Source organism: Chitinophaga sp. (assembly GCF_039596135.1).
Taxonomy (GTDB): Bacteria; Bacteroidota; Bacteroidia; order Chitinophagales; family Chitinophagaceae; genus Chitinophaga.
Genome location: NZ_JBCNKH010000083.1, coordinates 1 through 14,504 on the forward strand (window position 1 = coordinate 1; position 14,504 = coordinate 14,504).

The 14,504-nt window shown below is 41.9% G+C and carries 11 protein-coding genes; 5 read left to right on the plus strand and 6 right to left on the minus strand.

What is annotated here, in order from left to right:
• The first annotated feature begins 242 nt into the window (after positions 1-242).
• Positions 243-1,280 (plus strand): tRNA dihydrouridine synthase DusB, encoded by a 1,038-nt coding sequence (dusB, locus tag ABDW16_RS27555; RefSeq protein ID WP_343674297.1) that lies wholly within the window; start codon positions 243-245, stop codon positions 1,278-1,280.
• Here dusB and ABDW16_RS27560 read toward each other — a convergent pair.
• The 4 genes from ABDW16_RS27560 to ABDW16_RS27575 are packed head-to-tail and all read right to left on the minus strand — an operon-like array spanning position 1,240 to position 3,789.
• Positions 1,240-1,686: a hypothetical protein gene (locus ABDW16_RS27560; protein WP_343674298.1), complete on the minus strand. Its 447-nt coding sequence runs from the start codon at positions 1,684-1,686 to the stop codon at positions 1,240-1,242. The genes dusB and ABDW16_RS27560 overlap by 41 nt on opposite strands.
• A 10-nt stretch (positions 1,687-1,696) precedes the next feature.
• Positions 1,697-1,963, minus strand: coding sequence for a hypothetical protein (locus tag ABDW16_RS27565; protein WP_343674299.1), 267 nt, complete (start codon positions 1,961-1,963; stop codon positions 1,697-1,699).
• 45 nt (positions 1,964-2,008) lie between these two features.
• Positions 2,009-2,542, minus strand: a complete 534-nt coding sequence (locus tag ABDW16_RS27570) for a hypothetical protein (RefSeq protein ID WP_343674301.1) — start codon at positions 2,540-2,542, stop codon at positions 2,009-2,011.
• Positions 2,533-3,789: an AAA family ATPase gene (locus tag ABDW16_RS27575; RefSeq protein ID WP_343674303.1), complete on the minus strand. Its 1,257-nt coding sequence runs from the start codon at positions 3,787-3,789 to the stop codon at positions 2,533-2,535. The genes ABDW16_RS27570 and ABDW16_RS27575 overlap by 10 nt, the downstream gene beginning before the upstream one ends.
• A 315-nt stretch (positions 3,790-4,104) precedes the next feature.
• Between ABDW16_RS27575 and ABDW16_RS27580 the strand changes: the two genes are divergently transcribed.
• Positions 4,105-4,278: a hypothetical protein gene (locus ABDW16_RS27580; protein WP_343674305.1), complete on the plus strand. Its 174-nt coding sequence runs from the start codon at positions 4,105-4,107 to the stop codon at positions 4,276-4,278.
• Between the two features lie 153 nt (positions 4,279-4,431).
• Here ABDW16_RS27580 and ABDW16_RS27585 read toward each other — a convergent pair whose 3' ends face one another.
• The gene (locus ABDW16_RS27585; protein ID WP_343674307.1) at positions 4,432-8,919 is read right to left on the minus strand and encodes an alpha-L-arabinofuranosidase C-terminal domain-containing protein; all 4,488 of its coding nucleotides are present in this window, start codon (positions 8,917-8,919) and stop codon (positions 4,432-4,434) included.
• Between the two features lie 227 nt (positions 8,920-9,146).
• Between ABDW16_RS27585 and ABDW16_RS27590 the strand changes: the two genes are divergently transcribed.
• On the plus strand, positions 9,147-10,115 hold the full coding sequence (locus tag ABDW16_RS27590; protein WP_343674308.1) for a peptidoglycan DD-metalloendopeptidase family protein: 969 nt from the start codon (positions 9,147-9,149) through the stop codon (positions 10,113-10,115).
• Between the two features lie 5 nt (positions 10,116-10,120).
• Here ABDW16_RS27590 and ABDW16_RS27595 read toward each other — a convergent pair whose 3' ends face one another.
• Positions 10,121-12,760, minus strand: coding sequence for a TonB-dependent receptor (locus ABDW16_RS27595; protein ID WP_343674310.1), 2,640 nt, complete (start codon positions 12,758-12,760; stop codon positions 10,121-10,123).
• Between the two features lie 110 nt (positions 12,761-12,870).
• On the opposite strand from ABDW16_RS27595, the gene ABDW16_RS27600 reads away from it, so the two are divergent.
• Together ABDW16_RS27600 and ABDW16_RS27605 are read left to right on the plus strand one after the other, a co-directional pair.
• Positions 12,871-13,458, plus strand: a complete 588-nt coding sequence (locus ABDW16_RS27600; protein WP_343674311.1) for a sigma-70 family RNA polymerase sigma factor — start codon at positions 12,871-12,873, stop codon at positions 13,456-13,458.
• A 107-nt stretch (positions 13,459-13,565) separates the two neighbouring features.
• The gene (locus tag ABDW16_RS27605; protein WP_343674313.1) at positions 13,566-14,504 is read left to right on the plus strand and encodes a FecR domain-containing protein; all 939 of its coding nucleotides are present in this window, start codon (positions 13,566-13,568) and stop codon (positions 14,502-14,504) included.

Below are 14,504 nucleotides of genomic sequence, written 5' to 3' on the forward strand. Positions count from 1 at the left end.
AGTTGGAGGAGTATATTGTCTTTAACAATAGCCATAAAATCAGTTTTGGGGTTTATAAGATCAATATTAATGATCTTACCCAAACCATAGTGAAGCTTTAACACTAAATGAGTACTAATACGTCACTTAATCTGCACCTCAATATCGAATCGATATAGAAATGTAGTTGTAATGTCCTTATAATGCCATTATAATACTAAGATCACGACCTATTTACTACCTTTGCACATCTAATTTTCATTATGGTTAAGATTGATCAAATAGTGCTGCCCGATTTCCCTTTACTCCTCGCGCCCATGGAAGACGTGAGCGACCCGCCGTTTCGCGTAGTGTGTAAAGAGAATGGTGCCGACCTGATGTATACTGAATTCATTTCCAGCGAAGGATTGGTAAAGGATACGGAGAAATGTCGTCGTCGGCTGGCCATATTTGGAGAGGAAAGACCGGTAGGGGTGCAGATCTTTGGGGGAGATGAGGACAAGCTCGCTATGGCGGCAAAGATTGTGGATATGACCCAGCCAGACCTGCTGGATATTAACTTTGGCTGTCCGATCAAAGGGATTGTGAATAGGGGGGCAGGATCAGGTGTATTGAAGAATATCGACCTCATGGTGCGCCTCACAGAAGCCTGTGTAAAAGCCACTCACCTGCCGGTGACAGTGAAAACCCGCCTTGGTTGGGATGAAGATTCGAAGAATATTGAAGAAGTGGCGGAACGCCTGCAGGATGTAGGGGTGAAAGCCCTGGCAATTCATGGCAGAACCCGGTGCCAGTTATATAAAGGGCAGGCCAACTGGGAACTGATTGGCAAAGTGAAAAATAACCCACGGATCAGAATCCCGATTTTTGGAAACGGGGATATTGACAGCCCGCAAAAAGCATTGGAATATAAAAACCGTTATGGAATTGATGGTATTATGATTGGCCGCGCCGCCATCGGGTATCCATGGATTTTCAGAGAGGTAAAGCACTATATCAACACAGGCGAATTACTACCCGGTCCTAATCTCGCCGAAAGGATAGCCGCCTGCAAACTCCAATTAAGCAAATCTATCGAATGGAGGGGGGCGCAGATGGGCATCTTTGCCATGCGGAAGCATATGACTACTTATTTGAAAGGATTGCCGGAATTTCAGGAGTTTCGTAAGCGTTTGGTATCCGGTACTGTTCATGAGGAGATAGAACAGGTACTGGATGAAATACAGGCTGCTTATGATGGGTTTGAATTTGAGAGCAGACCTATCCAGCTGGTAAATTATCACGAGAATTGCGCACTGTGATAATTGCCAGATCGTCCGTAGGTTTTAACCCTGCCTGGTGTTCCAGGTATTTCAGCTTTTTCTCCAATAACCCGGTATCAGATAATAAATAAGAAATAGGATGTATATCCGTTTCTCCGCCTTCCAATGCGCTAAATGAACTGATACCATCTGTAGAAATACTGATATCCTGCCAATGAAAAACGTCAAGAATTACCTGTTTGGAATACCAGCCGTTAAAGTCGTCTGACAAATGGTAACCCAGGTAATCAGGCTTATTATCCTGCTCAAATTCAGTAACCTGACCATTTATACTTACCACACCATCACTCACTATCAAAACAACACCTGCATCCGGTCCCGCCAACAGAATAATAAGTGTTGTCAGCATTTCCCGTTGTTCTAATTGCAATTGATTTTTGAGCAATTTTAGCTCATTAAAATAACTGCTGGATGATGCTTTTTAATTGTTGAGATAAGGATAACTGCGATGGTTGATAAAATTCAAGATAGTGTCGTTCTTTGACGATCTTGCGTAGCAGTTTTCCTACCAAAGTAGAAATGAAATAACTGTCTGTACCCATTGTACAGCCATCCATGACAGCACATAGTAATCTGTCTGAACCAATGTTGTCATGGAATAAATAATCTTCGCAGTGTTGTAAATGGTAAGCGCCTATTTGAAGTGTGGAGTCGATATGCATAGATATATGCGCAAAGATAGGGCTTTAGCCTGAATCAGGCTCAGGTTAAATATGGATGTCTTGCTGTACAATCAACTCCTTGGGCTCCTCTGGATGATGATTATATCTGCGCATCTCATCCCGGAATTTCTGAAGAGAGTTGGCACAGTTTCGATTTAACTGAGGTTTCAGTTTATTGCAAATTCTTGCAGTAATCTTATCGTAATCATGAAGGTTATGATTATCTGCAAACAATCTGATCGAGTTAATGATCTGATCTGTTGATTTACCGATCCATTTAGTATTGCTTATCCGTTCTTTGAGTTCGACAAATGAAAGTTGGTTGTCATGCACCAATAAACCATCGCACAAACTCTCTATATACTGATCATTTGGGGGTGGTAATGGAATTCTGATAGCATGATCCAGACCATAAAAATCCGCTGATCTTCTACCCGGATTTTTTACAATACCGATCCATTTGGATTTATCTGCCTCTAAAATATAAGATGGATTTTTAGCAGGAGCAGGATCATCACAAAGTCCAAATTCCTGCTGATTTGATTGTGTGTGGTGCGCACTAAAAAAATCTACTGGCATTTATCTTCAATATCTAAGAGTTGAGAAAATAAAATGTTTGACTTCTCCAACATTTCATTTAGATAGTTTTCATCTGATGGCAGGCCTTTATAATGATCTAGTTTTATTACTTCGCCATTATTATCGATTTCGTAGATGACTAAATCTTCTGAATTCAAAGCCGAATTATATGGTACAACCGTTTCAGCTTCTTTCAGCAATTCTTCTTTTCCTGCATCTTCGATTTTTTGATATACACTCCATGCTTTCACTGCCAGGGTCAAATAACTAATAATATAAGGGCTATGAGTAGTGATGATTAGTTCGTTACCTTTACTGAGATTGTAGTACTCCAATAGGCTCTCCATAAGAGACCATTGGGAAGTAGGAAATAAATTTTGCTCAGGTTCTTCTACAATATTTATAAATGCTGTCTTGGTAAACTGGAATGAAAGTGCTGATATCGCTATCCGACGCTGCTCTTCCGATAAGTCTGGATTTCTCAATATTTCACCAACAGCGTCTTTAAACCTTTTAGACTCATCGGTAGTCATTGGTTCCCTGGCTGAATTAAAGTTGCCTTTAATAATATTGGCGAGGTACCACGTAACTAAATACAATGGGACTACAGATTGAAAGCCACTTGAAGCACGATAAAGATTATCCTGATAACCATCTCCAACTAAAAATAGCTCATCCCTGGCTGAACTATATTTCAACATCATTCCATTGATTGGCAATCTTAGTGTGTCATTAATACTCTTCTTTGCGTTATCAAGCTCGGAAAGTAATTCAATTAGCGGTTGTGAGACCAAACGAAGGGCTTTCGGATCACTGATGGCACTAAGGAAGTTTCGTTCTGCAGGTATATATATGATTTGAGGCAAAAGGTAATTGTCTCTGGACTTCTCTGTTATTTTCAGATACCGGGGGGTATAAACTATATCTATAGCTTCTCCCTCATACGCTATTTCTGGTTCAATTTTCTTTGTTTGATCAAATAAATCTGCGTATTCTGGAAGATAATGGCTGATTTTATGATATTCTAAACGGCTTCTGAAAGCATCTTCCTGCTCAAAATAACTTTTGGGATAATCGCCTCTGGTAATCGCCTTTTCTATCCATTTAAATGTAGAAATAAGCTTAGCCAGCGTACTTTTACCAGTACCCTGATCTCCAATAAAAACAGTTACCTTTTTAAGGTCTATCCATCCCTCTTTGAATCCTTCTTTTATCGGCCCGAAGTTCCTGACCCTAATCTTAGCCATCGTATATATATAGTTTTAACCTATAGATAAATGATAATAAATGCTTGTATGATGACAAGTGCTTCAAAGTTAGGTAAAATTATTACAAAGTTCCCGTTGGCTTGGTATCTTACTTTTAATACAGGTGACTTTTTATTTTGATTTTTAAAAGGGTTGTAGATGAATGTAATGGGGAATTGTATTGGCGATTCCAAATTGATTGCTGTATTTTCAGTTACTGATTTATAGCAAGAAATGAATGAAAGTGAACAAGGAATAAGTTGTTGGTAACTTTATATTTGTAATACTTTACAATTTGTTTAAACAGGAAAAACTATGGCATTTAAATTTTCCAAAGAAGTTAAAGAGAAAAACGAATCTTTATCTGGTCAGAAGGAGCTGTCTCTTCCGGACCCGTGGAAGAGTCCGTTTTTTATTAAGCAGTTTGAAAAAGCAAAGGAGTTCATGAAGAACAATCCAGTGCCCCCGGAGTTACTAAGAGTAAAATAACAAGTTAAGACGGCAGGCGGTAATAATTACCCTCGTTATAATATATTCATAAAGCCCCGGCTGTAAATGCAGCGGGGCGTTATAATTTTGATTGGTTATAAAAAATATAACCTGCAGAAAAGTTCTTGTAATGAGATAATGCGCAGGTCAGAATTATTTTGATATCCTGATTACATTCACCGAATTTGCCTTCAACACCACCTGTAAAGAATCTCCCACCTCCATCTCCGGTACAAATTGCAAAGGCGCTTCCATACTATTCTCCGCATTTGCAGGAGCTGATAATGACTGAATAGTCACCCGATGTTTTCCAGCTGTTTCCAGTTTAATTTCTGTTAATACAGAAGACCCATACCCGTTTACAGCTTTTACAATGATATCTCCATTCTTCGCCTTCCCCGCAATGCTGTAAAATTTCTGCGGAGGTATATATTGCATAATCAGTGTATCATTCAGATAGCATTTTACGGTATCCTTTCCGACTGCCAATTTCACATCATACCAACGACCGGTTTCCAGCGGATTCATTTTCTTCTGATCAGAAATACCCGCTACATCATACCCATTCGTCACACTTTCAAACACACAGTGACTATTCCACCACGAGCCGATATGCGCACGTAAGTAAGTATTACTATCCAATACAGCAAAAGGAATCATAAATGCGTTTACACCACCTGTTTTGCGGGCTTTGAGTGTCAATGTGTAGGAATCAAAAGAGTGGTTTTTTAAGACCGCCAGTTGCTGTGCGCCTGCTGCTGTTTGCGCAATAACGCTATCAGTTATCTTCCAGGTGCCTCTTGGAAATGACCATTGGGAAAGATCAAATGCCTGCCCATTTACTTTGATATCTTTAAACTCAGCTTCTGTATCCCAGGTGCCTAAACCAATACCGCCAGCATAAAGTGGCTGGTCATTATCAGCCGAAACAGTTACTTTAGTTGGTAAATTGAAATCCGCTTTATTATCTGCCAGTAATTTAATGGCATAATAAGAAATGCGCGCATAACTTTTGGCTGCATCAAAATGAATCAGGTTCACCGGCCAGTCTACATCGTGTTCATTGACTAATAATGGTGCGTAAGAAGACATCTTAACCAGATCTGCATTCTTCTCCATACCCAGTACATAAATCGCATCACTCACTGCTGCCTGCATATTGCCGGTGCCCACGCCTGCATTAGTGGCGTATTCACCCACATACATATCCCAGTCACCACGTTTATATTTATCGAAATGATCGAAATTCCGCATACTCCAATAAGCATCTTTGTAAGCATGTTCATCCACCCGCTGCACCTGTTTCATACTGTCTAATGTATGCCTGTTTACATCGCCGATACCCATGCTTGCTAAGATGATAATGTCAGGATACTTAGCATGTATTGCATCATAAAAACGATTATAACGCTTTGCATATACAGGGCCATGTTGTTCATTACCTACTTCTACATATTTTAATGGAAAAGGAGCAGGGTGCCCATTAGCGGCGCGAAGACTACCCCAGCGCGAATTAACCGGACCGGTGGCGTATTCAATTGCATCCAGTGCATCCTGAATGTATGGTTGTAATAAGGAATCAGGAACCGAGGTACCGCTGCGGTATTCACAGGAAGTGCCGGCATTGAATACAAACAATGCATCTGCATGAATGTCTTCACAGAATTGCAAATATTCATGGTACCCAAATCCATCGCTGCTCCAATATCCCCACGGACTAAATGTACCAGGACGATTTTCTAATTTTCCTATTGTGTTTTTCCAGTTAGGAGCGCTTTCGATAGTGATGCCTTCTACAAAGCAGCCACCCGGCCATCTTACAAAGGAGGGATGTAAGCTGTCTATTAATGTAGCTATGTCATTGCGTAGGCCATTAGGTCTGTTGTGAAAAGTCTTTACAGGAAATAGTGATACGAAGTCTACATAAGCTGTACCTTTTGAATCAAATTGTAATACGAATTTTGCTTTGTCAGCAGTGCTATCTGGCACAAGCGTACATTCATATTTTTGCCAGTCACCGCTGGTAGAAATATCAAATTGGTGTGATGCTATGAATTGATCATGCGATTTTAGACCTGCTGTAACCAAACCTTTATACCCTCTTAGATAGAAAGACAATTTGTAACTTTCACCTGCTTTTACTGCTATACCCCAAAAGCCTTCATTGGTCAGAGTGGCTGGAGCCTGTAACTTTAACGAGTGTGGAGTAGCAGCTGATAATGGATGATCTGTTGTTAAAGCCGCATTAGCAGGGACCGACCATGCCGGCCACTCACTTTTATAAGGCCACTCCATCTTCCACTCCGTAGGCGGCACTTCCAGCATACCATTAACCAACTTAGTCCCTGCCGGTATTCGACTCTCCTCAAACCCCCTGTTCTGTATCATCTCTGCATATAATCCCCCTTCTCCCGCATGACTGATTTCTTCAAAAAAGATCCCATGTAAGGTACCCGGAATACTATCCTCAGAGAATAAACTTTTAATCTCAATGCTGCTCTTAATAACCGGAAAAACCTTTATCAATCTCACCCCATGCGGTGGAACCCGCGCATGATAAGCATCCTTAAATAACCCCTCATCCCTTTGCCGCCATACATTATGCACCAAAACACTTGCCGGTAAATCAACCTCTTTAAAAGATAAAACTATATCACGATACACCGTATCTAAATTAAATAGCCCAATCGCCTTACTACCATCTGCCAGATCCTTCACCCATATATTATCACTCACCCGCACAGCCTGTTTTCCCAATGTATCCTGGTCTATCGCAATCACCTCATCATTCGTCAATAAATTTAAAGTAAAGCTATCCAACTTACTAATATCACAACCAATCAACAATGGCGCTGACAACAAACTCCACAGACTTACATGCGTATACTGCTCATCCGGTGTCAGCCTGGAAGGATGCAGACTTTCTCCCCAACCTACCTGACCTACTATCATCATATCCGGGTCATTCCATTTACCTGGTCCTGCATAAGGCGCAAGCGGCCCCTGACTAAACCCGATATTGTACAAGCTCTCCCATGTGTCATCAATATCTTCTGTCGTACGCCAGCTCTGTGCATTGACAGACGGACCCCATTCCCAAACATGCTTCATTCCATACTGGCAAAGATTATATACAATATCTCTTTTTTGCAACGCCAATGCCTGCTGCATCACTTTAAAAGGATAGATATAAGCAGCCAGCGAGGTATCTGTTTGTACATAACTACACCAGTCATATTTTAAGTAATCGACTCCCCATGCCCCATACGCATTTGCATCCGCTACCTCATGTTGATAAGAACCTAAAAACCCGCCACAGGTCAGTGGACCAGGGGAGGAGTAGATGCCGAATTTCAGACCCTGAGCGTGTAACCAGTCACTGAGCCCTTTCATATCCCCAAATTTTTCATTAGGGGATAGACTTCCATCGGCATTGCGTGCTGCCGCCTGCCAGCCATCGTCAATATTGATATAAGACCAGCCATGATCTGCCAGTCCTTTATCAATCAATGCCTGTGCAGAACTCTTGACTTTGTCTTCGCTTACGCTCAATCCCCAGCAGTTCCAACTGTTCCAACCCATTGGTGGGGTGAGTTGTAAGAGCGTATCTACTTTTATCAACAGGGTTTTTGAAGTAGTGCCATGAGCATTAGACACCTGTATTTGAATAGGATAGTGGCCGATTGATGCAATGCTTCCTTTAATGAGAGCACCTTCCTGCGCCAGGCCAGATGGTAACCCTGTTACTTTATAAGTTAATGGTGCCGCACCTGTAGCAGCTATCCGAAATAATATAGAATGACCAGGGCGTGCACCCAACACCAGTGCACTGTTGATTTTAGGAAATTCACTTGCCGCCGGCGTTTGAATATAAGGAACTATTATCTGCCCTTGTGTTGTTAAACCAGTACCAGTTTCTTTAAATGTGTATTTAAATACAATGCCATCTTTTTGTGGGGCATTTACAGGGAATGGCATTTCTTCAAATGGAGCAAATGTTTTTGTAATGGTATTATTAGTTAACAGTTTCCCTTCATCTAACAGTGAATAACTGAATGTGCCGGCTACCTGTACGCCAAAGTTATTTTTAATTTTACCTAAACTTACACTTACGCCGTCCACCTTCTCTAACATATCCACAAATGGTTGCCCCATAAATATCCCTCCTGTTCCACCGCCATCATACACCCGCACTGCTATTACATTTTCCTTATCCCACTTTATAGCCGGATGATTCGCCGCCAGGTGATAAGATCGCACATTTGGCCACTTACTGATATACCCACCGGGATCCTCTGGCGTACGCCCTGTCTTACCAATTAATACCCCGTTCAAATATGTAGCATCCACGTCATTTACGTGTGCCAGGTATATTCGTAAGCTATCCTTCCAATATCCACTTTTATGTAACCTTACATGGAACCGGTACCATGCATAGCCATGATAATCAGGATAGCCCTGTTCCTGCCAAACCTTTCCCGGAACAATAGACCCCCACGAACGATCGTCAAAAGCAGGCGAAGCCCACACGGCAGAATCGCCGGTTTTAAATTTAGCACTAACAGGTACTACCGCACCGGGGTGTTGTGCAAGTACTACAGAGCAAAATAAAGAGAAAAAAAGCGTCAGATATCTGGTCATATTGCAATATACTTCCACGAAAGTTTTACCAGTTTACACATTTTGCCGTATCTTGTACAGATTTTAGTAAAATTAAATAATACCCCCCTATGGTAGATATGAAGAGCAACGACCCTATACCATGATTTCATCCAGTGCCGTTCTCATAAATAAACTCCTTTTCAGATAACTATATTCCTAAAGCTTAGTAAAAAAAAAATTAAACCCCGGCCACCTAAATAATCAAAATGAAAAATATTTTAACGATTCTGGCATTTACAGTTTTGACAAACTTCGCCTTTGGACAAAATGAAAAAGCAACATACAAAGCAGTTGCAGACAGTTTTGAACTAAACTATAATAGAGACAATTTTGACGCAATTTATTCAGGGTTCTCACCAGAAATGAAAAATGCGTTACCCATTGACCAAACAAGGAAGTTTTTAGCCGGGCTGAAACAACAGGCAGGAAAAATTACCAAACGGGAATTTATAAAATACGAGCAGACATACGCCTCTTACAAGACAAATTTTGAGAGAGCTTTATTTGCTATAAATATATCTATTGACAACAACTTAAAAATAAATGGACTTTTTGTAAAGCCGTTTAAAGAAAGTAATTCCTCTAAAATTGACAGCAATAAAACCAAATTGATTTTGCCGTTTAAAGACGAATGGACGGTAATCTGGGGTGGTGACACTAAGGAGCTAAATTATCATGTTGAAAACGAAGCCCAGAAAAATGCTTTTGATATTGTTATAACAAATGAAAGGGGCACCTCCTTCAAAACTGATGGTAAAACAAATGAAGACTATTACGCGTTTGGCAAAGAACTATTTACACCTTGTGACGGTGAAGTTGTGTTGGTTGTGGATGGCGTAAAAGATAACATACCTGGAATTTTAAACCCAATATATGTGCCCGGAAATACAGTGATCATTAAAACTGCTAACAATGAATATTTATTTTTCGCACATTTTAAGCAACATTCAATAGTAGTGAAGCAAGGGCAAAAAATTGAACAAGGGCAACTACTTGGTCTTTGTGGTAATTCAGGAAATTCCTCAGAACCTCATTTGCATTTTCACATCCAGGACCGTGAAGATATGACTTCAGCAACAGGTATAAAATGCTATTTTGAGAAAATAGTTGTGAACGGTCAGCCAAAAACTAACTACTCACCAATTAAGGGTGACAAAATAAAGAACGACAAATAGTCTCATTAAAATTTCCCCTGAGAACTACCGCCGCCAAACCGACTGATATTATAAGTAAACGAGAGCATCGCATACCTCCCTCTCGTCTGCGTCCACGTGTCCACCACACTCGTCACCCCCACACTTCTACTTGCCCCCGACTGCTGATTCAACAGATCCTTCACCGACACACTCACCTGCGCCTGCTTCCTCTTCAAAAACCTATACCTCAGCGTCGGAGACAAAAAAGGAAAATCCGGCTGATAACTGGCAGGCAAACTGCTGCTGTAATTATAATACACCGCCAGCCCACCTTCCCAATCTCTCCACGAATAATCTGCCCGCCCATTTACCCCCGCATTGAAATAAGAAGTATTCAACCCAATATCTGTAGACATAAAATTATACCCCGGCGAAACCCCCAGTATTACATTTAACCCCTTCTTGTCATGATATGTCCATGAGAAAGTACTGTTAAAATATACATTACGACTATCATTCCGAACCCCATTACTCAATACAGGATTCTTTGAATAAAACACATTACCGGATATATTAAAACCTGACTTCCCGGTCTTAGGCGGCAACGCACAGTTCACCATCAACCCTATATTCTGCTGCCCTTCCAGGTTCACCGGCTTCGTCACCCGCGCCCCATTACTCAACAAAGTTGTAGCAGCACCAATAGAATGGTTGACGAATCCAGACGAGAGAGCAACCGTCACCATCCGCATATCCTTCATCATGCTATAACTCAGGTTAATACTATGCGCATACGGCTGCTGCAAATCAGGATTACCTTCCTGTATATACAATGAATCCGTCGTCATCGTAACCGGCTGCAACTGCTGTATCGTCATCTGGTTCGGCTTACCCGTATAACTCACCTGCAATGCCTGCCCCGATGCAGGATTATAGTTAATAGAAACTTGTGGCAGCATATTCAGGTACCGCTTTGACAAACTGGTGTGATTCGTTTCATTCTCTCCATGCAGCCAGTCACTTTCAATACCTGCACCCGCGCTCACATTCACCTGGCCTATCATCTTCGATATACCCACCTGCAGGGTCCCCGTGTGATAGGTACTGCCATATGTATTGCTCTGCGTGGTATCCAATTGATCAAAATGACCCGTAGCATTATTATACTTCAACGTCCTGTACCGGTTATTGTCCTTGTTGAATGTATACCCACCCTGCGCCTGCAAACTGAAACTATTTCTCAGCGGTACACTATAGCTTGTATTGGAATTGATCGTCAACGTATGGGAATTACTCTTATTCTGCTGATGAATATCATTGGTATAGGTGGCATACTTTGTCTCACTATTATTAGTTGATGCCGATGTATTGTCATTGTTCCGGATATTCATGATAGAGAATAACCTCTCTGCAGGTCTTTTAAAGTTATGAACAAAATGAATGTTCGTGCCGATGGAAGTACCTGTATTATTGCTGCTGTTTGAGCCTGCTGTCTGGTAAGTCTGTTCACCTGTTTTTTCAAATTGCTGCGATGCCTGTTGTGTAAAAGTATTCCCGGATTTATTAATACTAAAGTTCGGACTGATATTCAGCAAAGTCTTGTGCCCTCTGCCTATTGACAACATTCCATTGAACTGGTGATTGTTACTGTTCATCACCCCTCCTGATACCCTATCCTGTATAGTAGAAGAATCTCCCGGGTAGATATTCAATGCATGAGAACGGGTGGTCGATTCATTACGCATATTCATCGTGAGATAGTTACCCGAGAAATTGATTTTTTTATTCCTGTTATCCCGGTAAGTTGCCCCGCCATTGATGATCCGTTGTCTGCCACTGCCGCTGCTCTGTGGCATTGCATCCATCCCCGTTCTTTCCTTCTCCACATTGCCCAGGTCACCCATCACTGAATATTGCTGTGCGCCATTCATCCTGTTGATATCGCCATTTACTGTATACGTATCAGCAGTACCCATGCCCGCACCTCCTTTGCCAAAAGTCCCCTTCCTTTTATCTGCCTGCAATACGATATTCAATGTCTTCGGCCCATTCACTAACTTGCTCAGCGAATCCGTTGCATACACCTGTATCTTCTTTACTATCTCTGCAGGCAGGTGTGTCAATGCCATTTCCTTATCGCCTGTAAAGAATGGCTCTCCATCTACTGTCAATTGGTCTATTGTAATACCATTGATAGTCATCGTACCATCATTATTCATCTGGATACCGGGCAGTAGCTGTACAAGCGTAGACAATGTTGCATAAGGTTTAGTAGGAAACCTGCTGGCATTATACTCGATCGTATCTTTGTTCATCACCATAGGCTGCTCCGCTACCACGATAGTATCCAGTGTTTTTACAGAAAGGAACATGTAAATAGTGCCCATATTCAATGCGGTGTCATTCACCGTAATTCCCCGTCGCACAGGCGCCAACCCCTGAAATGAAATATGTACCATGTACGCTCCAAAAGGTAAATGATCGCAACTAAATTCCCCGGTAGCATTTGAAAAAACGGACTTTTGTACAGCATCCCCTTTTAATATAGTGATATAAGCATCTTTCAAAACCTGCCGCGTTACAGTATCAGCAAGTTGTCCATAAATTCTCCCCGTCTTCTGGGCAATAACAGGAAAAGATATAAAGAATAACAGGTACAACAGAATAGTCTTTAATGATGGCATCCAGGTTAAATGGTTGGGTTTGAACGTAAAATTACGGATTAACCGCGGTTAACAAAAAGTTAATATACTCCCACGTCATTATAGAATAGCTTTGCAGCTACTCAAGTCGTATGGTAGTGGGACAAAACGATGAAATACAACTTTGGGAGCAGTTTTGCAAGGGGGATAAGCGGGCATTCGACAGTGTGTGGACGTATTGGTTCCCTATACTCTTTAAATACTGCAACAGGTTCACCGACGACAAGGGCCTGATAAAGGATGTATTACAGGATTTTTTTATTGAGTTATTTACCAGCCGTTCCCGGCGTAGTAATGTACAGCATTTAAAGAGCTATCTTATGATCGCTGTACGTCGTAAACTGCTGCGCGTTATTAGCCAGCAGAAGGCCCGGTCCACCGAGGATTTGGGCAATGATGAAAGTTATGGGTTTTACCTCGACCTCTCCGCCGATCATCCCATCATTCAGCAACAGGAATTGCATAACCGCAAACAGGTGGTGCAGCATATTATTAATGGACTGAGCAACCGGCAGCGGGAAGCGATTTATTTGTATTTCTTCGAAAATATCGGTTACGAAAGTATTGCTGAAATCATGTCTATGAAAGAGGTGAAATACGCCAGAACCCTCATTTATAGAGCGCTTGATGAAATGCGTGAGGTGATCACACGCAATAAACAACTCACTGAATTATTGTAATTCCCCAAAATTAAAGCTGTCTACCTAACTAAAATATTCTCCCCCCCAAAAAAAACTTAAAATTTCCTGAGGGTATCTGCACCACCTCCTGCCTCTTATTAATAGCAATGGATCAAGAACAATATACAGTAGCAGACCTGATGACCAATCCCTCTTTCAGAGCATGGGCCAGTCAGTCAGATGAACAAGCCCGCGCACATTGGGAACAATGGCTCGCCGCGCACCCGGATCGTCGTGAAGATGTGAATACCGCTTTCACCTTACTTTCTATCCTGAAAGAAAATGAAAGCGGACCTGCTCACGAAGATATCTTAGAAATGCAGGAGCGCTTCGACACCGCCCTGGGACACCACCGCCGCATCAGTATGTACCGCTGGACAGCAGCTGCTGCATCACTGTTATTGCTCGTCGCCACAGGTCTGTTATTAAATAACCGCAGCACCACCATTCACGCCGGCATCGCCATGACAAAAGAAGTAAAGCTGCCGGATGGATCGAAAGTGCTGCTGAATTCCAACTCCACCCTGCAATACAAAGGGCACGAAGTATGGATAGAAGGTGAAGCTTACTTCAGCGGTGAACACCATGACCTGAAAGTACATACCGGTGGCCTGGATGTGGCCGTACTCGGTACCGCTTTCAACATCTACAGCCGCAGGCAACACATCGAAGTACTGCTCGAATCAGGTAAGGTAAACGTAACAGGAGCTGGCTGGGCGAAAAACGCAGGTACCTTACACCTCACTCCCGGTGAAATGATCCGCCTCGATGCTACCACCAAAAAGATGGAACGCATCAACCCGGCATCATTTACCTCCTGGAAAAACGGCCGACTGATTTTTAAAGATACACCGCTATATAAAGTCGCTGCCATACTGGAAGAAAATTACGGTTTTCACGTTCAGTGGAAAAGCACCAAACTACAAATGGAACGCTTCTCCGGCTCCTGTCCTTTAAACAACACAGACATTCTCCTGGCTGCTATCCGGTCAGTGTACAATGACCAGCTTTCAGTCCAGGCTAATCATACGATTGTATTCGAATAA